This is a genomic window from Salinivibrio socompensis S35 (assembly GCF_000513715.1).
Taxonomy (GTDB): domain Bacteria; phylum Pseudomonadota; class Gammaproteobacteria; order Enterobacterales; family Vibrionaceae; genus Salinivibrio; species Salinivibrio socompensis.
Genome location: NZ_AQOD01000099.1, coordinates 1 through 21,182 on the forward strand (window position 1 = coordinate 1; position 21,182 = coordinate 21,182).

A 21,182-nucleotide genomic window follows, 5' to 3' on the forward strand; every position below is an offset into this window, starting at 1 on the left:
GGCACGACACACACCCTTGGGCTTAGTGGTTCCGGATCTTGCCAATACCAGCTACGCCAATTTGGCCAAATTATTTGAACGCAAAGCGCATGATCAAGGTTACCAAGTGATTATTACTGGATCGGACGACGATCCTGAGCGAGAAAAAACGGTCGCACAGACGCTGGTATCCAGGAAGATCGATGCCTTAATTGTGGCTTCTTGTTTACCGGCCGATAACGCCTTTTATCCTAGGCTACAACAGCAAGGTACACCGATTATCGCCATTGACCGCGGCCTAGATGCCACGCAATTTGCCAACGTATTAACAGACGATGCTAAAGGGCTTATCAGCTGACTGAACGATTGATAAGCCTCGCCGATGTCTATCAAGCCGGACTCATCGGTGCAGTGCCTGCTCTGGCGATCTCTCAAGATCGTGAGCAAGGTTTTTTTCACGTCATTACAATCACAACAGGCATTACAATCGCAACAGATAGAGGGCCAAGTGCGCTATGGCAACGCCTTTAGTCGTTCAGAGGGACAACGCTTAATGACAGAGTGGATAGACGCTGGGGATTTGCCTGATGCGCTTTTGACCACCTCATTCACGCTCTGTGAGGGCGTGCTGGATGCGATTCGTCAGACAGGCATTGCCCCCACCGCCCTATATTTCGCCACTTTTGGTGATAGCCGTATTTTAGACTTTCTCCCTTTTGGGGTGCAGTCTTTACCCCAGCAATTTGAAGCGATCAGTGATGCGGCATTGAGTCTGGCCGTTTCTGCCGCCCAAGGTGACAACCAGCCTGGCGTGATCACTGTCGAGCGTCAACCAATATGGCGACCGCATCAAACTCAGGCCTGGGTCGGGCTTGGTTAATAACCGGTTGCTTCCATAAAACCCCGGCCTGTTACGCTGCCTTGCACACGCACGGGCCCTTCCCAATAGGGGATACTTAAATCCATCCAGCTTTGTCGATTAAGTGGCTGAGTAGTGATGGTAATCCCCTGATCTGGGACTTTGATTTGCCAAGCAATCGGCAAGCTTACACCCTCACGCATCTTGGCATGACTAACGGGCAACATGCGAATATCCGATTGCGTTAAGGGCACAACGTGTCCCATTTGGTTCGGTTAATGAGCCAAAAACAAAGGGCTGATGACCTCGGATCTGAGTGACCATTAACGCTCGTCCATCGTCTAAGTTCAGGCCGAACCAATCCCAACCAGTTTGATCTTTGGCCATCGCACCGCTGGGCCACTCTTTATCAAACCACCCTTTCCCCGACACCGGTATTGTCTCGCCTTCGATGGTAAGCTGCCCTTCGATAGTTAATTGTGGCAGTGAAAAGTAGTAAGAAGCTGACGGCTGACTGGCATGGCGAATACTGTATCCTTGTTCGCCCTGTTTCACTCGCAAGCCACTATCCGCCACCTGCAGTGCAAATCCCACCGCGGCGTCCTGTTCGGCCCAGGATGCACGGACTTTCGCCGGTAAAGGCTGATCATCGCCTTGCCATTGCCAATCATCCAGCCACGCCTGAAACGGTGACACCGTCACGCCTGCCTGACCAATTCCTCCCCGGGCGAAACGCTCAGCTTCCCACTGCTGATCGGCACGCGTGATGGCAACATGAGCCAGATAAAGTTGCTGATTTGCCCACCCTACCTTTTGACTGGGGCTCAGCGCACGCCGAAATAGGGTCCATTGCACACCGTATTCTTGTCCCGTGTTATCCGTTAATGTCGCCGTCAGATACCACCATTCAGTGGCAAATGCAGGATGCGAAGCCATATCTTGCGGATAGTTCGGTATGTAATCAGGCGTCACCGCGGCAAAGCCATCTTGTTGGCCGAAAACATCAAAATCATCGGTAGAGTTGATTGACGATGCAGGTTGTTTCCCCCACCAAATCAAGGCACCCAGGCCAAAGACCACCAGAAAACCGAACAATAAACGCCCAATCGGTTTAACCATCGCTGACTCGATCTCACGGCAACTCTCCTACTGCGCATCACGTAACGAGGCGGCGGCGGTACGTTTGAGCATGCGATAAACCGGCCATGCCCCTGCCACCATTAAGGCGAACATCGAAAGGCTAATGGTGGTTATATACGTCATCGGGAAGAAGTTCATCGTCATTGTCCAACCAAATGACGCTTTAAGCACCACGTGAATGAGCATGCTCGCTAACACCAGCCCCAACGGGATCGCAATAAGCACACTGGCTAATCCAAGGATAACCAATTGCCCGCCGCCAAGTGCAATAAGCTCTCGCCCGGAGAGCCCCAAATAACGCAACAGACTGTACTGGCGTTGCTGCGATAACTCGGTGGCTAACGTCGCAAAGAACAAGCCGCTAATCGCCACAATCAGCATCAACACGCATAAACTTTCGGTGACGGTAAACGTCCGGTCAAAGATGCGCATCGCATAGCGCATAATGTCGGCTTGGTTTTGCACCTGGCCATTGCTCAGGCTAAAGCGCATATTCATTCGATTGACAAAGTGCTCGCTTGGGGCTGCTTTGTCTAAGACCACGGCCAACGCCGGCCGCCCTTGTGCGAGCCATGCACCGGCCTCACTGCGCGTCGAAACAACCAATTGCCCATAAGGATTACCGTAATCGTAATAGATCCCTGCCACGTGCCAGCGCTCACCCATCGGCGCAGGGAGATTCACCATTTCGCCCACACTGACATCAAATTTAGCCGCAAGCGATTCACTTAAAAGCACCGCGCGTTGCTGATGTAGTTGCGTCCAATAATCCGGTTGTGCCGACTTGACTGCCAAGGATTGCTTTTCGAGCCGTCGGTTACCCACCGATAACACCTCAAGACGCCCTTGAGGTGCCGCTAGCTCACGTCGATAAGTAGCCCAAAATTGCGATACATCCTCTTGTTCAACAAGCCAGGATTCAATTCGGGGTAGTAAATCGTTACCGGGCCGAACATACACATCTGCAGCGAGTCGTTGCTGCAGCCAGGTCTCGGTGCTGGCACGAAAGCTTCCCACCATGGTTTCCATACCAATATGCGCAGAAATGGCAAGCATAAAGGCCATGGCCGCGACACCTCGATAACTCAAACTGGCCGCGGCATCGGTAAAGAACCAGCGCCAACGAGCACCCGCATAGTGCCGCGCCAAGGTATGAAACAACCAGCCACAGGCATATGGCAACGCTAAGGCAGCGCTTAACATGGTCAATGCAATCAGTGTGAATCCCTGCCATTGGCTACTCTCCCAGTAAGAGACTCCCCACGCCGTCACGCCCAATAATATCGCGATAATCGCTTGCACCGCGTACTCTTGATGCGTCCCTCTCACTAATGTCATTCGCTGAGATAGGCGCCCCGGAGAGGTGTTAAGTAAACGAACCAGTGGCCATGCTGATGCCATGATTGCCCCCAGGATCGCGAGCAATAGACTTGCCAATCCCCATTGCCACTGCCAATGCATCACCAAGTCAATATCGGCACCATATAAATCAGACAGCGTCGTCGCCACGGTAGGAAGCAATTGATTCGCCAACATTAAGCCCAGCACATTGCCACTGATCACCCCAAGGACGACCCACGCCAGAAGCTCTGCAAGCATCACCGTAGACAGCTGACGCCCATCAACACCAAGTTGGCGTAGCACCCCTACTAATGGTTGCCGTTGTGTCATTGAAAGCGAAATCGCTTGGTAGAAAATAAATAAGCCCACCACAAAAGCCAATAACCCCATGGCAAGCAGGTTAAGATGAAAAGCACGGGTGAGAGGCCCTAACTGCGTGGCCTGTGTTTTAGTCAGTGTCAATGCCGGTGGCAGCGCACTGCGGATTTGCTGGCGCTCCGCTTGGGTCAAGGGTCCACATAGGATTTCCGCCATGCCGGCATGTGAGGATAATGCGCGCAATAACGCCATATCAGCGACTAAATAGGTCCCCATACTCAGTGCATCGTTGTCAATCACGCGCAAGGGTCCAATCGCTGGGTAATCGAGCAGATCAATCATTTGCCCATCTTGCCAGCCTTTATGGTTCGCCATCGCCTCACCAACATAAACGGGATAAGGCGGCGTGATAGCATTGACCGGCGAAATCCCCGCGCGTGAACGTCCTTGTTCACTCCCCCGTCCCACTAACAGTGGTAACATGGCAATGGTATCAACCCCCATTAGATTGAGGTCATCAAGTGACGGTGTCACAACCTGCAAGCGATCAACTGGGACACATTGGATCAACCCGGCCCGGCGCAAATCAATATAAAAGGCCTGCGGTACACGCTGGGTTCGTTGAGTATGGTGAATGCTGAATGGGTAAGGATTACTGAACAGCTTGGCGCCTTCACGGTAGCTTTGCTGGGCATGTTGGTTAATCGATAACACACCGACAAGCAGCGCGACGCCGAGAGTTAGCCCCAACCAGACAAGAAAGATCTGAAAAGGATGGCGGCGATAATGCCCCCAAAGTGCGTTAGCGACGGGCCCGAACACTGAGTACGCCTCCTTGCAGCCCAACACTGCCCTGTAAGTAGCTGGCGACCGTATTACTGTGCGTGACCAATAAAAGGCTCGAACCTTGCTGGCGTGTCAGCGTAGTCAACAAGCGCATGACCGCATCGGCATTACGTTCGTCCAAGCTACCGGTGGGTTCGTCGGCTAACAATAACTTCGGGGTCATATACAAAGCGCGTGCGATCGCGGCACGCTGTTGCTGCCCGCCCGACACTTCTTCCGGATACCGATTTAGCAGTGGCATTAAATCAAGCTGAGAGACAATTTGCCGCCACAAATTGGCATCGTCTTTGAGCCCTTTTAATTGGCGACAAAAGCGGATGTTATCGGCAATCGATAGCGTGGGAAGCAAATTGAACTGCTGAAAGATAAGACCAATGTTCTGACGACGAAACTGAGTACGCGCGCGTTCAGTTAACGTGTGCAAGGGCGTATCATCAAACCAGATCTCACCGCTATCAGGTTTATCCAACCCTGCAATCAGGTTAAGTAAGGTACTTTTCCCTGAGCCGCTTTCCCCCATCAGCGCAAGCTGGCTGGTCGACGAGAGCGACATCGCCGCGCCTTGAAGCACAGGGTGAAAATCGCGCCCGTCCTGATACCCCTTACACAGCGTTTTAATTGCTAACATGCCAATGCACACCCTTGTAGTGTTTTTAAAACAGCAATAAACGAGAACTAGGTCACACTGTTTAACTAATTTGGCAATGTACCCCAATTAAGAGGCTGAGAAAAGAGCAAAACAAGGTGGGCAGCTTCCCATTTTGTCTTTCCCTTTATCAATGGGGGTCATCGACAAGATAGTTTAGCCAGACGCCCGATTTTACCCGGATGACAGAGCCGACCCACTTGACCACTTCTTCTGTTGCGAGCAAGGCATACACCCAGTAAACCGGCCATTCAAACACCACGGCGGCCGCAAGTACCACAGGAATACCAATCAGCCACTGCGCAACAAAATCTTGTCCCAAACAGTAGCGCACATCGCCACCAGCACGCAGTACACCGACAATCATCGCCATAGGGATCGTTTTAACCACAATCAACGCACACATCGCCCAATAAAAATATTCGGTAATTTGCGCGGTTTCGCCGGTCAGTGCCGGGAAAAACCCCAAGACCCAAGGTTTAATCAGCAGCATCACACCGGCGATAAAGACCCCGGCAATAAAATTAAACACCGCCACTTGCCACGCCTGATGATAGGCCGTATCGGTTTGCTTGGCGCCAAGATTATTGCCAACCAAGACGGCGGCGGCATTGGCCGTGCCGATTAAAAAGGAAAGCGATAACGATTCGACGGGCGTAATAACCGCAATCGCCGCTAACCCCGCTTCATTCACATGGCCAATAATGGCGTGATAGATAAATAAGCCGGATGACCACATCAAAAAATTAAACGCGGTCGGCAAAGAAAGGGCCAAGAAGCGTTTTACCGCCACCAGAGAGAGCGAAGTGCGCCATTCAGCAAGGGAAAATGCAACAAGGTGTTGGCGACGGTACAAATAGGTATATAAGGCGACCACTTCCACAATACCACTGAGAACCGTCGCCACGGCGGCCCCTTTGGAGCCGAGCTCTGGGGCGTCGAAGTGACCAAAGATAAACACCCAGTTGAGCAGGATATTGACGCTGATCCCCACCCCACTAAAAAAGGTACTGATCCCCGGTTTGTGCATCGCACGAAGTCCTGCCGAGAGCCCTGACACGCTAGCAAGACAGAACAGCGATAACCCCGCGATCTGTAAGTAGTCTTGACCCAAGGCAATGATGGTAGGATTGTCACTGGCAAAGCCAATAATGGTATCGGCATAACCCCAAAAGACAAAGGCACTTAACGCTGCGGTGGCATTGGTTAAGGTCACGGTCAGCGCAATTTTTTCTCGAAACCCTTGCCTGTCGCCCGCGCCCCAGTATTGCGCGACTAACATCGAGCCGCCGGTCATCGCCCCCAAAATTAACAGGGTGGAGACAAACATTGCTTTCCCTGCAATCCCAATCGCCGCGACATCCGCCTCACTCAACTGACCGACCATCAAGATATCGACCAAACTACGGCTGGAAAACATCATGGTTTGGAGTGCGATGGGAATAGCAATTAACAGCAAGCGTTTTAAAAACACCACATCAAAGAAAGGACGAGAAATAGCGCTCACAACATACTCCAACCAATCAGGCAACGCGCCTAGTTTACGTGGCTTTCAAACAAGAAAAAACCGCCCGCAGACGGTTTCTCAATGCTCATCAGCCGTCTGCTCTCACCATGAATGGCTACGGCATCACCATTAAGCAGTCCGCATGGTTGTCGGGCCAAAGTCGATATTCCGCATGGTATTTAACGATCGACTTATAAGCAGTGACTTTCGTGGGAGCCAGTTGGGCTTGGTGCGCCCAATCTATCACATCAACTTCTGGGCCACGCACATAAATACTAAAAGGATGAGCTAAGTGCCTTCAGCATTGAAGGCCGCCTGAACTGCCTCAGGGCATACCACTAGCGAATGCTGTCCTTCAGAGACAATTTTGACCTTTCGATCAATCGGCGTTTGGGTATGGAGCATCCAGCCTGCTTCACGTGCTCGGTCAATCATTTGTTGCAACTGCGTATGGTGGACAGGGACCGCTGGCTCACCGACCGGAAACCACGTGGTGTAGAGCCGCTGAATGTGTTGAAATTCTGCCTCTAACCCCGCGTTGGTGCCGGCACTGCGGGCACGCTGGGTCCAACGTTGCAGATCCGCTTTAACGCTATGGTGAAAGCGCTGTTTCTTAACCGCTTGCGCCGCCCAACGACCTAAAAATATCTCGCGAGCGGCTGGCGCATCGGCCACTTTTTTATCGTCAATCGCGGCCGCTAACTCATCGAAGGCCGCGGCCATGACGGTTTGGATGGTGATGACATAACTCATGGTTCTTTACGTGCTAGCGTCCAGTAGAAAACGGCAGAGAGTATCGCACAAATCGCGATGGCGCCAATCATGCCCCAAGGTGTGCCATCAGAAACCACGGCAACGCCCGCACCGACTAGAGATCCAATACCAAACCGCATGGTGCCCGCGAGTGATGATGCGGTGCCTGCCATTTGTGGATAGCAGGACAACAAGCACGCCATGCTGTTACTGCCGATGGTTGAAATCACCCCAACATACGTCATCACCGGGATCACCGTGCCCCAAAGCCCCATGTCTAACCATTGAAAAACAGCAATAGCAATGCCCGCCACCAGCTGGATACTCAACCCGAGTCGCAGCATCCAATGCGACCCCATTTTGCGGACCAGACGTCCATTGATAAACGTCATCACAATCAAACAAACGATGTTAAGTGCAAACAGATAGCCAAACATCTGAGCGCTAACACCATAGTAATCGATATAGACAAACGAGCCCGCGGTTAAAAAGGAGAACATACCGGCAAACGAGAACCCAGAACAAAAGATCATGCCCACCGCAAAGGGCGTTTTTAGCATACGTGCATAGTTACGTAACGAAGCACCAATCCGCATTGGCGGACGGTTTTCTCGCGGTAAGGTTTCGGGGATCCTAAACATAATGCACAAGGTCACAAAGCAGGCCCACCCCGCCAGTACCCAGAAAATCGCGCGCCAATCAAACCACGTTAGCAGGTAACCGCCAATCATCGGGGCCGCCAACGGCGCGATCGTCATCACCAGCGTAATAAAAGACATGGTGCGCGCAAATTCTTCGCGCTCGAACATATCACGCACCAACGCTTGAATGATCACCGCCGCCGCTGCGCCTGCAAAGCCTTGTGTAGTACGAGCGATCATCAATACATCAATATCTTGGGCCATCGCACTGACTACCGCACAGATAAAAAAGAGCGCCACGCCGCCGAGCATCACGGGCTTACGCCCATAGCTGTCTGAAATCGGGCCGTGGAAAAGCTGTCCAATCGCAAAACCGGCAGTATAAGCCACCAGGGTTGACTTCACCGCGCTACTGGGCGCGTTTAAATCCGCAGCAATAGCCGGCATGGCAGGCAAATACATATCGATCGCCAATGGGGTCAATGCAGCAATGGCCCCAAGCACCAGGATTAACAACCAACTTAACTGCGCTGGAGACGCGGTAACAGCCGATGATGGCGACATAACACTCCTTAACGTAAAAGACAGGAAAAAGGAAAATAACGTGAGCTTGTTTAAAGTGTAACAATTTATTGTTGCGCAGCGGGAAAGAATGCCTTTCTTTTTGTCACTGCTTTTTAACACACAGCGTCCATTTTAGAATTAAAAAAGCACAGCAAGGGCTGTGCTTCAGGCTAGATTTGCACCTAAGGCTAAATTAAGGCGTCACACCGTTAGTTATCCTAACAGGGCAATTTCTTCCTCCGTCAGCGGGCGATATTCGCCAGGCTCGAGTGTGTCATCCAGTTCAAGGGCGCCGACCGATTCTCGGTGCAAGGCTTCCACTTTGTTACCGACCGCGGCAAACATCCGTTTAACTTGATGATATTTCCCCTCTTGAATCGTCAATAGGGCCTCATAGTCATCAATTTGCTCAAGCTTGGCAGGCAATGTCGCTTGCTGTTCACTACGTAGCATCACACCTTGTTCAAACTGACTCGCCGTATCCGCGCTGATCGGATCCGCTAACCACACCCGATAGGTTTTTGTACACTGATGTTTCGGTGACGTAATACGGTGGGACCATTGACCATCATCGGTGAATAACAGTAAGCCTGTTGTATCTGCATCCAGACGGCCCACGATATGAAGCTTCTCCGCATTCACTTCCTCTAACAATACAAACACAGTGGGATTATAGGCATCTTCGTGTGAGCACACCACGCCAGCAGGCTTATGCATCATAAAGTAGCGAGGGCCAGACAAAGTCAGCGATCGGCCTTCAAATTGCACATCGGCTGCTTTACCAACTTTGATTGCACCTGATTTTACGATATCGCCATCAATCGTGACGCTTTCACTTTTTAGCACTCGGCCAGCTTGCTTTCGTGTCACCCCTAGGGTTTCACATAAAAATTTATCTATCCGCATATTACCATTCGTTACACCTGTGTTTGCAACGATTATACGTCACATTGCCACTAAGACACAGATCAAGTTTTGCTAGATTTGGCGGAAAAAATAGGCGCAGTAAGATACACTCATCTCCATTATCGATGACATGCGTTAGTGATAATGCAAGCACTACCTAGCGCTTTTTGTTGAGACGCCGAGTCTGTCACATCGTGCAAATCGAAAAATGCACCGCGATTGAGCCTACTCGCTTGGCGAGTATGATACGGTCGTCTTGACCAATCAGTGATAAAAAGGAAACACCATGATTGTCTCTCTTCGCCGCCCCGACGTCGATGCCATTGAAACCTTGTTAACGCTCTCGCGCGAACAACATGAGCATGAGGCCTTGCCGTTTGATCGCGAGCCCCTGACTACTACTTTTAATACATTGTTGTCGCAACCCGAGCGTGGCGATGTGTTCCTGATTGATGTCGAGCACGAGGGCGGAACCGATACCATCGGCTTTATTGTCTTAGCCTATAGCTTTAGTGTTGAAAATGGCGGCATCGTCGGCGTGATTGATCAGTTTTTTATTCAGCAAACATGGCGTCGTCAAGGCGTGGGCTCACACGTGATCCCAGCGATAGAAAAGCAAGCCGAAGCAAAAAACTGTGTGGCGGTGATTTTAGAGATGAACATTGGCAACAAAGGTGCTCGCCTGTTTTATGAGCAATTCGATTACCAACCACGCCGTCAGCATTGTATTTTCACTAAACGCCTCTAACGGGCATGGATTTAACCGGTTGAGTAGAAATAGCCTGTACCTGAGGCAACAAGTCAGTAAACTAAACGGCCTTACTTAGGCCGTTTTTTAATTATGTATACCTTACGCCCGTATCAATCTGACGCTGTCAAAGCCGTCCTTCACTATTTTCGTCGTCATGCCTCTCCTGCGGTTGCGGTACTGCCCACGGGCGCCGGGAAAAGTTTGGTGATCGCCGAGTTAGCACGTATTGCCAAAGGCCGAGTACTGGTCCTGGCGCATGTCAAAGAGCTTGTCGAGCAGAACCATGCCAAGTATGAAGGCTATGGCCTCACCGGCGGTATTTTCTCCGCCGGTTTAGGACGCAAGGAATCGAATGAGAAGGTGGTGTTCGCCTCGGTGCAGTCGGTCGTTCGCAACCTCGACGCCTTTGTTGATCAATTCTCGCTGTTGGTGATCGACGAGTGCCACCGCGTTCCTGACAACGAAGACAGCAGTTATCGTCGAGTTATTCAGCATCTACAACATGTTAATTCCGGCCTCAAAGTACTCGGGTTAACCGCCACACCTTACCGGTTGGGGCAAGGTTGGATTTATCAATATCATACCAGTGGTAAAGTCCGTACCACAGACACCCGCTTTTTCCGCGATTGTGTCTTTGAGCTCCCTATCAGTCACCTCTTGGATGAAGGTTTTTTAACTCCCGCTCATGTTCTGGATGCACCGCTACTTAGCTATGACTTTTCACAGGTGTCACGCACTGCCAGCGGCTATTATCGTGAGGCCGATCTTGATAAGGTCGTGGCCAATGCCCCGCGTGCCACGCCGCAAATTGTCGAACAAATCGTTCAATATGCTCATCAGCGTCAGGGAATCATGATTTTTGCCGCCACAGTCAATCATGCCAAAGAAATCATCACATACCTTCCAGAAGACAGCGCCGCGCTAATCATCGGCGACACGCCAGGTATCGAACGCGATCGTCTTATTGAGGCGTTCAAACAAAAAGCACTTAAATATTTGGTTAATGTTTCCGTACTTACCACGGGGTTTGATGCGCCACATGTCGACTTGATTGCGATATTACGTCCCACGGAATCAGTGAGCCTTTATCAACAAATTGCCGGCCGTGGTCTGAGGTTAGCGCCAGGGAAAGAAGACTGCCTAATCCTTGATTATGCCGGCAATGTCTACGATCTGTATCAGCCCGAAATTGGCATGCCTAAACCCGATAGTGACAGTGAACTGGTTACCATTCCTTGCCCTGCGTGCGGTTTAACAACAGCTTTTGGGGCAAACTGGATGACAACGGCTTTTTGCTTGAACATTACGGTCGCCAATGCCAAGGTTATTTTGAAGACGATGAGGGCGAGCGTGAAATCTGCGGCTATCGGTTTCGTGCCAAATTTTGCGACGAATGCGGAGCAGATAACGACATTGCCGCGCGTCGCTGCCACCAATGTGATGCCCCTTTGATTGATCCCGATAAAAAACTGCGAGAAGCTCTCAAACTCAAAGACGCGCTGGTGGTAGCGTGTGCCGATATGACCTTGACTGCGGGTAAAAATCGCTACCAAAAACCACAATTAAAAGTGACCTATCACACCCACGACGGCAACGATTTACATGAAGTCTGGCCACTTGCGACCAAGAAACAAAAACACGACTTTTTAGCACGATTTGTTCGCCCACATTTAGTTGATCGCCATCGCCCCTTTACAGATACCGCCCCGACTAAAGTGACAGCGTCACAACATCGGTTTCGTCCGCCTGATTTTGTGATTGCACGCAAACACGGTCGTTTTTGGCACCTTCGCCAGAAAATCTTTGATGTAGATAGTGTTATCACACAAGACAGGTTACAAGCGATGTTGGCACAAAGCCGTGGGCAAGCCTTTGTTCGAGCCAACTAAACGGGCGCTATTAAGCTTCTGCGCAAGGATGACGCTTGTTTTCATGCGCAAGCAGTGCTAACATCCGCGCTCGTTTTTGGGTACTGAGTTAGGTCGCTACGCTCGGTGCTATTCTTTCACTCTAAAGAGAGTTATTTATTATGTTTAAATTCGAAGCTGAAGTACGTACAGAACAGGGTAAAGGTGCGAGCCGCCGCCTGCGTCATCAGAAAAAATTCCCTGCGATCGTTTACGGTGGCAACCAAGAGCCTGTATCCGTCGCGTTGGACCACCCAGTTGTGGTTAACCAAATGGACAAGCCTGAATTCTACGAAGGCATTATCCTGGTTATTGATGGCCAAGAAGTAAAAGTGAAGCCACAAGACATCCAACGTCACCCGTTCAAGCCAAAAGTTGAACACATGGACTTCATCCGCATCTAATCGCTGTGTCGATAAAGATGTAATGAGATTAGGCGTCCCCAGGGGCGCCTTTTTTATTTTCATCACTATGACATTTTCAATAAAAGATTGATATGTCATTTCAGTGTCAAAAATACATGACCCCGATCACCAAACAGGAAGTAGAAGTAATAGAAAGATTCCAATTTACCTAATAATTTGATTAAGATAGTGTCCCATTTTTAATACAAACGCTATCTATCACCATGAAAAAAAAATATCTTTCTTGCCGTATTAATGTCACTGACGCTCGTACTCACTGGGTGTTCCGCAACAAATACGCTTGTTAAAAAGCGCGATCTTGATGTACAGACAAAAATGAGCGATACCGTCTTTCTCGATCCAGTTGCTCCATCAAAACGCACAGTATTCCTACAAATTCGCAATACCTCAGACAAGCCCAACTTGGATATCAAATCGGATATCAAAGCAAAAATTGAAAGCCGTGGATATAAGGTTTTAGAAGATCCAAGCAAAGCCCATTACATGATCCAGGCAAATATTTTACAAGTCGGTAAAGCTGACCTGCGTGAAAGTGAAAACTTTTTATCTCAAGGTTTTGGTAGCGCTGTTGGTGGTGCGTTAGCGGGGGCTCAGTTTGGTGGCGGTTCAGGTCGAGGTGCCGCATCACTGGCTGGCGCGGCTATTGGCCTAGTCGCTGATGCCATGGTTGAAGATGTCTATTACTCGATGATCACTGATCTGCAAATTTCTGAACGTGCGTCTGATGGTGTCGTTGTTACAGAGGCGTTAGACTCTCAACTTGCGCAAGGTTCAAGCAGTAAGAAGATGGTAACATCAACGGAGAAAACGCAGTGGAAACGTTATCAAACACGTGTGCTTTCTACCGCCAATAAAGTCAATCTAGAGTTCGCTGAAGCAGAGCCAGAACTGAAGAAAGGACTGACACAATCAATTAGTGGTCTTTTATAATTTAGAACGAGCGCTCTTCAATGAAGAGCGCTTTTCTTTATCCGCTTTTCTTTATCTATGTAACACATTGTTGGAGCATAGCAACTCAAACAACTCCTGTAATATCATTTGATAATAAGCGCTATCTCATATGAAAACGTTCAGTTAAAGTCATCACGTTTTTAATCCGAGGTGCACAATGCTGTTAATCAAATAATTACGTAACGTAAACGAATTAAAAAATAAGTTTAATGCGGTAAGGTTCGTGGTTATCTTGGTCCTTCTGTTATGTCACCACTGTCATCAAACAGCGAAGGCTGGTGTGGAAGAGATTCTGACTCTGGGGCGGTGTTTTGCGCCTGTTGACGTTTGGCCCGCATAATCCGCAAGTAACGCTGGTGGCATAAACGCACCACATTACGTTTCTGCTCGTTGGTGAACTCATACCAATAAAAGCGCTCATCGCGGCTGCGAAAGCACCCTTTACAGTAGCCTTTATTATTCACCTGACAGATGCCTTTGCACGGGCTCGGCACCTCGAAAAAATCCAGCTGTTCCACGTCACTCTCCCTGCTGATGCTTTTATTCAAGCGGGTGACAGGAACAATTGCAAGTTGCGCGTAAAAATCACTTCTCGAAGCAAGCAACCGAGTACGCTTAGAACCAATATGCTTAGAACCAGTATGCTTAGAACAAGCCCAATTGCGGCAATGCCAAGGTATCGAACTCTTTACCAATAAACGGCAAGATCCCGTCAGCAATCGGTTTCAACTGTTTATCAATATAATGTTGATAATCCATCGGACTGCGTCGATACATACATGGCTCAGGCCCATTTACCGTGATCACATATTCAATCCAGCCACCACGGTGATACTGCTCAGGGCGGCCGAGTTTTTGGTTTTCACTGTCAGCCAGTCGCGCGGCACGCACATGCGGCGGCACATTTTTTTGGTATTCCGTAATCGGGCGTCGTAACCGTTTACGATACACCAGCTCAGCATCACGCTCTCCTTGTTGCGTGCGGGCAACAATATCGCGGATAAAAGCATCGACATCGGTGCCATCAAACACCCGTTGATAAAGCTGTTGCTGAAACTGTTGCGCTAATGGGGTCCAATCGGTTCTTACCGTTTCCAAGCCTTTGAATACCAGATGCGATTCACCGGTATCAGCGTTGACTATCCGTCCTGCATAACGCTTTTTACTGCCGGTTTCTTGCCCACGAATGGTAGGCATTAAAAAGCGTTGATAATGGGTTTCGTATTCAATTTCCAGCAATGATTCGAGACCATAGGCTTCCCGCAGGTGCTGGCGCCACCACTGATTCACATGGCTCGCTAGGTTCCGCCCGATGGCATCGGCGTCCTCGCTCGCTTTTTCTCCCCCCAATGACACAAAGGTCGAGTCTGTGTCACCGTAGATCACCTCAAAGCCTTGCGCTTCAATCAACTCACGGGTGGTCTTCATGATCTCATGGCCGCGCATGGTAATTGATGACGCCAATCGGTGATCGAAAAAACGGCACCCTGATGAACCTAGCACACCATAGAAAGAGTTCATGATGATTTTGATGGCCTGCGAAAACGCTTTTTCACCGGCTTTTTTCGCCCGATCACGCGCCTGCCACAAATCATCAATCAATGCCGGTAAGTAATGCTTTTCTCGATGAAAAACACCGCCTCGAAACCCTGGCACCGTGTCAGCTTCCGGGTCGGCATCTTGTGCCTTTAGCCCCTCGATCAGCCCAAGCGGATCGATAAGAAAGGTGCGAATAATCGAGGGGTACAGCGACTTAAAATCTAACACCAGCACAGAGTGATATAAGCCGGGTTTAGAGTCCATCACGTAGCCACCAGGCTTGCGATCCAACCTTCGCTGGCCAGGTTCGGCGCGACGTAACCTGAACGATGCAAACGCGGTAAAAACAAGTTAGTAAATGCCGCTACCGAGCCGCCCACGCGATCGAGCTCCACACCGGTTAAGCGCGAACGTTCGATTAAAAAGTCGAGTAGATGGGTGTGATCGAAGATTCGGTTGACCAAACGGCAATCTTGTAAGTTATAGGTCGCAAGCGCCACTTTATCGTGATAAAACATGCGATTAATCGAGGCCATACGATCATGCGGATCATCAATCGCTTTCCCCTCCCCTAACAAGGTTTGAGCCACCGCTTCAAGCGCCCAAGAGCGAAATCCATAGGTCGCGGTTTTTAGCGCATCAATCCCATCAATCACCACCCGCCCTGCTAAACTGATAAAGCCCGGCTTATTGCTACCCCCTTCTCGCCAAAAAGCACGCTCTCCGCCGCGACCGAGGCGTAAATCACGCTGGTAGCGCTGCGCGCGTTTAACCAATAGGCGAAAGTCAAAATCAATCACATTCCAGCCCACCACCACATCGGGATCGTATTGCGCGAACCATCGCTCCAAGGCGACCAATAAAGCCTCTTCGTTATCCACCCATTCTATCCATGCAGGGGCATCGTTCTGAGGCGCACCGACCATGATCACACGGCTGTCTTTGTCGCTGTCTAACCCCACGGAATAAAGCTGACCTTTTTGTGAACACTCGATATCCAAAGAGACATGGTGAAGCGTGGGCGTATAATCCGCTTGCTTGGCTTTGCCTTGCGTCACTTCTAGATAGCCTTGGCGTTGTCGTACCTGGCCGGTGAACAGCAAGCTGCCACAAATATAGCGCTCCATCAGATAACGGTCGGCTAAGCGCAGATCCCCTTCATACAGTGGAATCGCGGCGCCACTGATCACTTTTTGCCCTTCTCGAGCACGCTTAACACTGGTGAAGTAGCAAGCAGCCACAGGGGTATGTTGAAAGGTTGCTAACGGCACGGCTTGACAATAAGCATTGGCATCAACAGAAGGTAATAACGCCTCCACGCGCGCTTTTTCTTCCAAAGGCACAAAAAACACACTTTGCTGATCCTCAATACAGAGTTTGACTGGACCATCAGGTGTGGTGAGCCATAAAACAATGGTAGAGCCATGGCCCCAATCACGCTGTTGACGCGTGATCACAAAGCCTTGCTGCATATAAGGAGCCGTCGATGAAGTCACAGGCGTTATCGATAAGGATGTGGTAAATGATACGACCAGTGTAACAAACGCGGCTTATCACTGTATAGATAAACAGCTCTCGTTCATCATTCCTGCTGAGTCGCCGCCGATATTCGTTCCCATGCCGACGCTTACAATAATCTCACCTTTGTTGTGGCTCGCGGACGCGATACAATGCGCGTTTGTTCGTTATCGGGAAGTGTGAATGTCAGATCCGAAAAGCAAAGCGCTCAAAAAAATTGCGAAATGTCTAGAACTGAGCAATTCCGCCAACGTCAACGAGGCGGCGCAAGCGATTAAAATGGCCGAGCGGCTGATGCGTAAGCATGGTCTCGATCAGGACGACATTGACTTCATCAGTATGGGTAAAACGCGCTCTGAGAAGCTGTTGCCCGCCTCTATCAGCCAATCGATCTTAAAGATTATCCGCGGTATCAATAGCCGCTTCGGCGTCGAGTGCGTATTAGTCAACCATAAAGGGCTCAAGCAAGCCGAATTTATCGGTGATGCTGACCGGGCAATTTTTGCGGCGTTTGCGTTTGACGTGGTATATCGCGATATGAATGAGCACATAGGTCAGTTTCGTAACAGCTTCGCAGGCTCAGGCACCAGCACCCAACAAGTCACCCGCCGGTTCAGTCTTTCACAACCGGCTGGCTTGAAGGGGCGCTCGACAAACTGCCGCAGCTTGATGCACGAGACAGCGACGACAAGATCAAAAGCTATATTGATAAAGAATTCGCCAACATTGATCGTGAAACCTTCAAGCAACAGCTCAAAGATGCCATGGCGGCGATGACCGATGACTACGAACGAGGCATGAAAAAGGGCCGCGAAATTTCAGTCAGCCGCCCTGTTAGCGGTCAAGGCCCACAAAAACGCCTGACGGGCAATACAAAGTCTTAAGCGACGAAACACGTCTCAAGCACCTTCCTATCCTTACAACAAATAACTCGTATTAGGCACTTACATTGGCCGGCGTTTGTCCGGCCTCTGTCAGCATTTTCCCACCAATAAGACAGATGTGTTAAACACGTCAAATCATGGTTAAATCGCCTTTCCCCTATTGTGTTACACGCCTCTCAGGTCTAGCCTAGGATCCATGTCACGTTATCTATGTTCCGTCTGTCCGACTCGCTGGCAGTTGCGATCTCATGGTCTAAGGTGACTTAATAACAAGCATTAACAATGCATAAAATAAAATACTTTATATCCTTATTTAGGAGAGTGGCATGAAAAAAGTCGTAACAGGTCTCGGTCTCTTACTCGCCGTTGCACCCGCAGCTTATGCACAGCAAGACAGTGGTCTTTACATGGGTGGCCGTATTGGGCCGTCGTTTTTAGAAGACAGCTGTGTGTCTGACACTGATTGTGGTGATCAAGAGCTCGGAGCGGGCCTCATCACCGGTTATGATTTCAATGACTGGTTTGCACTGGAAGGCACCTATGATTATTTAGGTCGGTTCGATACTGAATTTGATAACTTTGGTAAAGCATCCGGTGATCTCACCGCGTTAACACTTGCGCCGAAATTGTCTTACCACGTGAAACCCGATACCGCCCTCTACGGAAAAGTGGGTGGCGCAATGTGGAACTTCAACAGCAATGCGGGTGATCGTGACGATGTGTCATTAATGGGCGCACTTGGTGTCGATCACCAAGCCACGGATAAACTCAATGTCCGCCTTGAATACCAGCACATCAATGATATGGATGATGGCTATTTCTCTAGCGTCGACAATAACCTCGTCACGGTAGGGATGACCTATCACTTTGGCCGCACCGCCAGCGAGCCAATGACTGAAGCGATGGTTGAAGAGCCGGTTATGGCAGAGCCAGAGCCCGTACAAGAACCAGAGCCGGTCGCAGAGCCTCAAACCATCGTGCTATCGGAAGCCGGCGAAACCGAAATGTTTGGCTTTGATAAAGCGGCTCTTTCTGAGCAAGCGATCGCCTCCTTGCAACCATTGGTTGAACGCTTGCTGACACATGAAGAAGCGACGGCAACGATTGTTGGCCATACCGACAGCAAAGGCCCAGCGGCTTATAACCAAACACTCTCTGAAGAGCGTGCACAAGTCGTCGCCGATGTCTTCTTAGACGCGGGTATTACTGCTGAGCGCTTAACCGTGATGGGCAAAGGCGAATCCGCCCCCACCGCCAGTAACGATACTGCCGATGGTCGCGCGAAAAACCGCCGCGTGGAAGTCACCTCGCCAGAGTTCGTTTATGTGGAAGTGAATTAATCACATCGACGATCGCATCATGTAAACACGCAAAAAGGCACCGCATTGTCGGTGGCCTTTTTTATCACTGTCCGTGGCGTCGAGTAGATCATTATTCGGTCAGATCATTATTCGGTCGCGCGATCTGAAAAATCGTGCAAATGCGTCTGCATCAAACGGTCGATTTCCAGTCTATCTTGATCGCTCACCCCTGCAACACGTGGATATCTCGGTTCCGCGCGATCATTTTGATAAGCGCCCTCCCAACCTTGTGTGGTGGTTAAAAAGAGCGCGCGCAAAGTCAGTCGAGTAGCGTAAGCATCCTGCCATGACCGTATCGACATAAGATTGGGCTATGGGCTTATCGACATCGGGGGCAAGTCGCGTCTCTGCGACGTAAACGTAAACCGGCCCCTCAAGAGCAACACCTTCGGGCAAGGCAATGTCCGACTCAGCTAACTGGAGACGCTGATAACCGGCTTCACGGCGATCAAAATCAGGTAATGACGTCGGTTCAATCTTCACCAGTACGCCATTGCACGCCCCCTCGCCACGCAGCACCACCAAAGGCGAAATCAACGCCTCACTCACATTGCTCCAATGACGACTGAGCCCGGTCACTGTCACGGGACACGTCCAACCCGATTCACCGGTCAGCGCGCGTGAAGCCGGATTCATCAAACTTCCATAACCAAACAGATACATGGCGTTGCATACTCCTTGTTTGTATAACCTGACAGAATTTGTATAACCTGGCAGAACGCTTTTCGTTGCCTTGCTTTTCTCACTCAAATTGCCAAAATACCCGGCAAGGTTGTCAACAAGGAAGTAAACATGGAACCCCTCAATAAACTCGAAGCCCATTTCAAACGTCTGTCGCATTTTCAGCACCTTGCCGCAATCTGCGGTTGGGATCAAGCGACCATGATGCCAGACGGGGGCAACACGGCACGGCGGATGCAATGGCTGAGCTCGCGCTATATTGTCACCAACAATTGACTCAACCCGAGCTCAGTGACTGGTTAGCCGAACTGGATGAAAAAGCCAATCAACTGACCGTAACTCAACAAACCAGTGTCGCCGAGATGAGACGCGAGTGGCAGCAAGCCAGCGTATTGCCCGATACGCTCGTCAAAGCCAAATCGTTAGCGGGTGCCAAATGCGAACATGCCTGGCGCCAACAGCGTCAAGATAACGACTGGGCAGGCTTTGCCAAAAACTTAAAAGAAGTGGTGGCCTTAGCGCGCGAAGAAGCCCATATTCGTGCGGACCAAAAAGCTTGTGCACCTTACGATGCCCTGCTCGATCTCTACGAGCCAGGGATGACCGCTGATCGTGTCGATAAGGTATTTGGCGCGCTTAAAGCTTGGCTACCGGAGACCATTCAAGCGGTGGTCGACAAACAAGCGCAACAGCCACCCCTTATGCCTAAAGGACCATTTACCCAAGCCCAACAAAAAGCCTTAGGCGAGCAAGTAATGCAACAGCTAGGGTTTAATTTTGAGCATGGACGGCTCGATGTCAGTACCCACCCGTTTTGTGGCGGTGTGCCGACCGATGTGCGGATCACCACCCGCTACGATGAGCAAGACTTTACCTCTGCACTGATGGGCGTAATCCACGAAACCGGCCATGCCCGCTACGAGCAAGGGCTCCCTAAAGACCTGGCCGGTTTACCTGTTGGTCAGGCGCGCTCAATGGGCGTGCATGAAAGCCAAAGCCTGTTTTTTGAAATGCAGCTCGCCCGCAGTGAAGCATTCGCTACCTTAATGTGTCAGCGAGCCAAGCACGCCTTTAACCGCCAGGACGATCCTGCCTTTCATGTCGACAACTTCCATCGCGTGTTAACCCAAGTCGAGCCGGGCTATATCCGTGTCGATGCCGACGAAGTCACTTATCCAGCACACATTATGCTGCGCTATGACATCGAGCGCGATCTGATCAGTGGCAACATGGAAGTCGATCATATTCCTGACCGCTGGGATCATGCCATGCAGCAATATCTTGGCCTTAGCACCGCTGGCAATTTCAAAAACGGCTGCATGCAAGATATTCACTGGACCGATGGCAGCTTTGGCTACTTCCCTACCTATACCTTGGGTGCCCTCTATGCTGCGCAGTTGATGCAAGCGATGCGTCAGCAGTTGGACGTGGATGGCATTATCGCCAGCGGTAATCTATCGCCGATTTTTGCGTGGCTATCCGAGCATATTTGGCAACGCGCCAGCACCACCTCAACCGATCACCTACTCAAAGACGCCACCGGCGAAACCCTCAACCCCGCCCACTTCCGCGAGTATATTCAAGGGCGGTATTTGTAAGCGCTCATCCCCCCCCAAGGCCAGTGTGTTGGCCTTGGTTTTTTCAGGTTAATCTGTTAATTCCATC

16 protein-coding genes and 5 pseudogenes are annotated in these 21,182 nt (G+C 50.4%); 9 read left to right on the forward strand and 12 right to left on the reverse strand.

All coding sequences use genetic code 11. The features are described 5' to 3' along the window. Window positions 1-337 (forward strand): annotated as a pseudogene (locus DZ54_RS23555) (catabolite repressor/activator); the annotation flags it as partial. 81 nt (window positions 338-418) lie between these two features. Beyond that, window positions 419-859: a catabolite repressor/activator gene (locus DZ54_RS23560; protein ID WP_128080509.1), complete on the forward strand. Its 441-nt coding sequence runs from the start codon at window positions 419-421 to the stop codon at window positions 857-859. Here the strand turns inward: DZ54_RS23560 and DZ54_RS23565 are convergent. From DZ54_RS23565 to rsuA, 9 genes are all read right to left on the reverse strand, one after another. Continuing rightward, window positions 856-1,065 carry a lipocalin family protein gene (locus DZ54_RS23565; RefSeq protein WP_051416007.1) on the reverse strand — a complete coding sequence of 70 codons (210 nt, stop codon included), beginning with the start codon at window positions 1,063-1,065 and terminating at the stop codon, window positions 856-858. The two genes, DZ54_RS23560 and DZ54_RS23565, sit on opposite strands and share 4 nt — an antisense overlap. Then, window positions 1,052-1,957 (reverse strand): lipocalin-like domain-containing protein, encoded by a 906-nt coding sequence (locus DZ54_RS21125; protein ID WP_051416008.1) that lies wholly within the window; start codon window positions 1,955-1,957, stop codon window positions 1,052-1,054. Before DZ54_RS21125 ends, DZ54_RS23565 begins: the two co-directional genes overlap by 14 nt. Window positions 1,958-1,984: 27 nt before the next feature. After that, complete coding sequence (locus DZ54_RS0111215; RefSeq protein WP_025674156.1) at window positions 1,985-4,459, reverse strand: ABC transporter permease; 2,475 nt, start codon at window positions 4,457-4,459, stop codon at window positions 1,985-1,987. Continuing rightward, on the reverse strand, window positions 4,440-5,111 hold the full coding sequence (locus DZ54_RS0111220) for an ABC transporter ATP-binding protein (RefSeq protein WP_025674157.1): 672 nt from the start codon (window positions 5,109-5,111) through the stop codon (window positions 4,440-4,442). Before DZ54_RS0111220 ends, DZ54_RS0111215 begins: the two co-directional genes overlap by 20 nt. Window positions 5,112-5,259: 148 nt before the next feature. Further along, entirely contained in the window at window positions 5,260-6,636 is a 1,377-nt protein-coding gene (locus DZ54_RS0111225; RefSeq protein ID WP_025674159.1) for an MATE family efflux transporter, read from the reverse strand. 115 nt (window positions 6,637-6,751) lie between these two features. Next, on the reverse strand, window positions 6,752-6,904 hold the full coding sequence (locus DZ54_RS27505; protein WP_164831586.1) for a DUF2913 family protein: 153 nt from the start codon (window positions 6,902-6,904) through the stop codon (window positions 6,752-6,754). A gap of 20 nt (window positions 6,905-6,924) precedes the next feature. Then, a complete protein-coding gene (locus DZ54_RS21130; protein ID WP_051416009.1) occupies window positions 6,925-7,389 on the reverse strand; it encodes a DUF2913 family protein in 465 nt (154 codons plus the stop codon). Continuing rightward, window positions 7,386-8,594 (reverse strand): Bcr/CflA family multidrug efflux MFS transporter, encoded by a 1,209-nt coding sequence (locus DZ54_RS0111235; RefSeq protein ID WP_025674161.1) that lies wholly within the window; start codon window positions 8,592-8,594, stop codon window positions 7,386-7,388. Before DZ54_RS0111235 ends, DZ54_RS21130 begins: the two co-directional genes overlap by 4 nt. A gap of 213 nt (window positions 8,595-8,807) precedes the next feature. Further along, window positions 8,808-9,500 (reverse strand): 16S rRNA pseudouridine(516) synthase RsuA, encoded by a 693-nt coding sequence (gene rsuA, locus DZ54_RS0111240; RefSeq protein ID WP_025674162.1) that lies wholly within the window; start codon window positions 9,498-9,500, stop codon window positions 8,808-8,810. A 286-nt stretch (window positions 9,501-9,786) separates the two neighbouring features. Between rsuA and DZ54_RS21135 the strand changes: the two genes are divergently transcribed. The 4 genes and pseudogenes from DZ54_RS21135 to DZ54_RS0111260 all read left to right on the forward strand — a co-directional run bounded on the left by DZ54_RS21135 (window position 9,787) and on the right by DZ54_RS0111260 (window position 13,513). Next, window positions 9,787-10,248 carry a GNAT family N-acetyltransferase gene (locus DZ54_RS21135; protein WP_037330426.1) on the forward strand — a complete coding sequence of 154 codons (462 nt, stop codon included), beginning with the start codon at window positions 9,787-9,789 and terminating at the stop codon, window positions 10,246-10,248. Window positions 10,249-10,341: 93 nt separating this feature from the next. Then, window positions 10,342-12,140: pseudogene (gene radD / locus DZ54_RS21140) on the forward strand (DNA repair helicase RadD). Window positions 12,141-12,280: 140 nt separating this feature from the next. Further along, a complete protein-coding gene (gene rplY / locus DZ54_RS0111255) occupies window positions 12,281-12,562 on the forward strand; it encodes a 50S ribosomal protein L25 (RefSeq protein ID WP_025674164.1) in 282 nt (93 codons plus the stop codon). A gap of 255 nt (window positions 12,563-12,817) precedes the next feature. Then, window positions 12,818-13,513, forward strand: coding sequence for a complement resistance protein TraT (locus tag DZ54_RS0111260; protein ID WP_025674165.1), 696 nt, complete (start codon window positions 12,818-12,820; stop codon window positions 13,511-13,513). Window positions 13,514-13,761: 248 nt separating this feature from the next. Here DZ54_RS0111260 and DZ54_RS0111265 read toward each other — a convergent pair whose 3' ends face one another. Beyond that, window positions 13,762-14,052 (reverse strand): DUF1289 domain-containing protein, encoded by a 291-nt coding sequence (locus DZ54_RS0111265; protein WP_025674166.1) that lies wholly within the window; start codon window positions 14,050-14,052, stop codon window positions 13,762-13,764. A 127-nt stretch (window positions 14,053-14,179) separates the two neighbouring features. Further along, window positions 14,180-16,545, reverse strand: a pseudogene (locus tag DZ54_RS21145) (DNA polymerase II). 229 nt (window positions 16,546-16,774) lie between these two features. Between DZ54_RS21145 and DZ54_RS21150 the strand changes: the two are divergent. Next, window positions 16,775-17,475 (forward strand): annotated as a pseudogene (locus DZ54_RS21150) (DUF2786 domain-containing protein). A gap of 326 nt (window positions 17,476-17,801) precedes the next feature. Next, window positions 17,802-18,815 carry an outer membrane beta-barrel protein gene (locus tag DZ54_RS0111280; protein ID WP_025674167.1) on the forward strand — a complete coding sequence of 338 codons (1,014 nt, stop codon included), beginning with the start codon at window positions 17,802-17,804 and terminating at the stop codon, window positions 18,813-18,815. Window positions 18,816-19,037: 222 nt separating this feature from the next. Here the strand turns inward: DZ54_RS0111280 and DZ54_RS21155 are convergent, their stop codons facing one another. Next, entirely contained in the window at window positions 19,038-19,472 is a 435-nt protein-coding gene (locus DZ54_RS21155; RefSeq protein WP_240473980.1) for a gamma-glutamylcyclotransferase, read from the reverse strand. A 156-nt stretch (window positions 19,473-19,628) separates the two neighbouring features. Here DZ54_RS21155 and DZ54_RS21160 point away from each other — a divergent pair. Then, window positions 19,629-21,115, forward strand: a pseudogene (locus tag DZ54_RS21160) (carboxypeptidase M32). Window positions 21,116-21,182 lie beyond the last annotated feature (67 nt).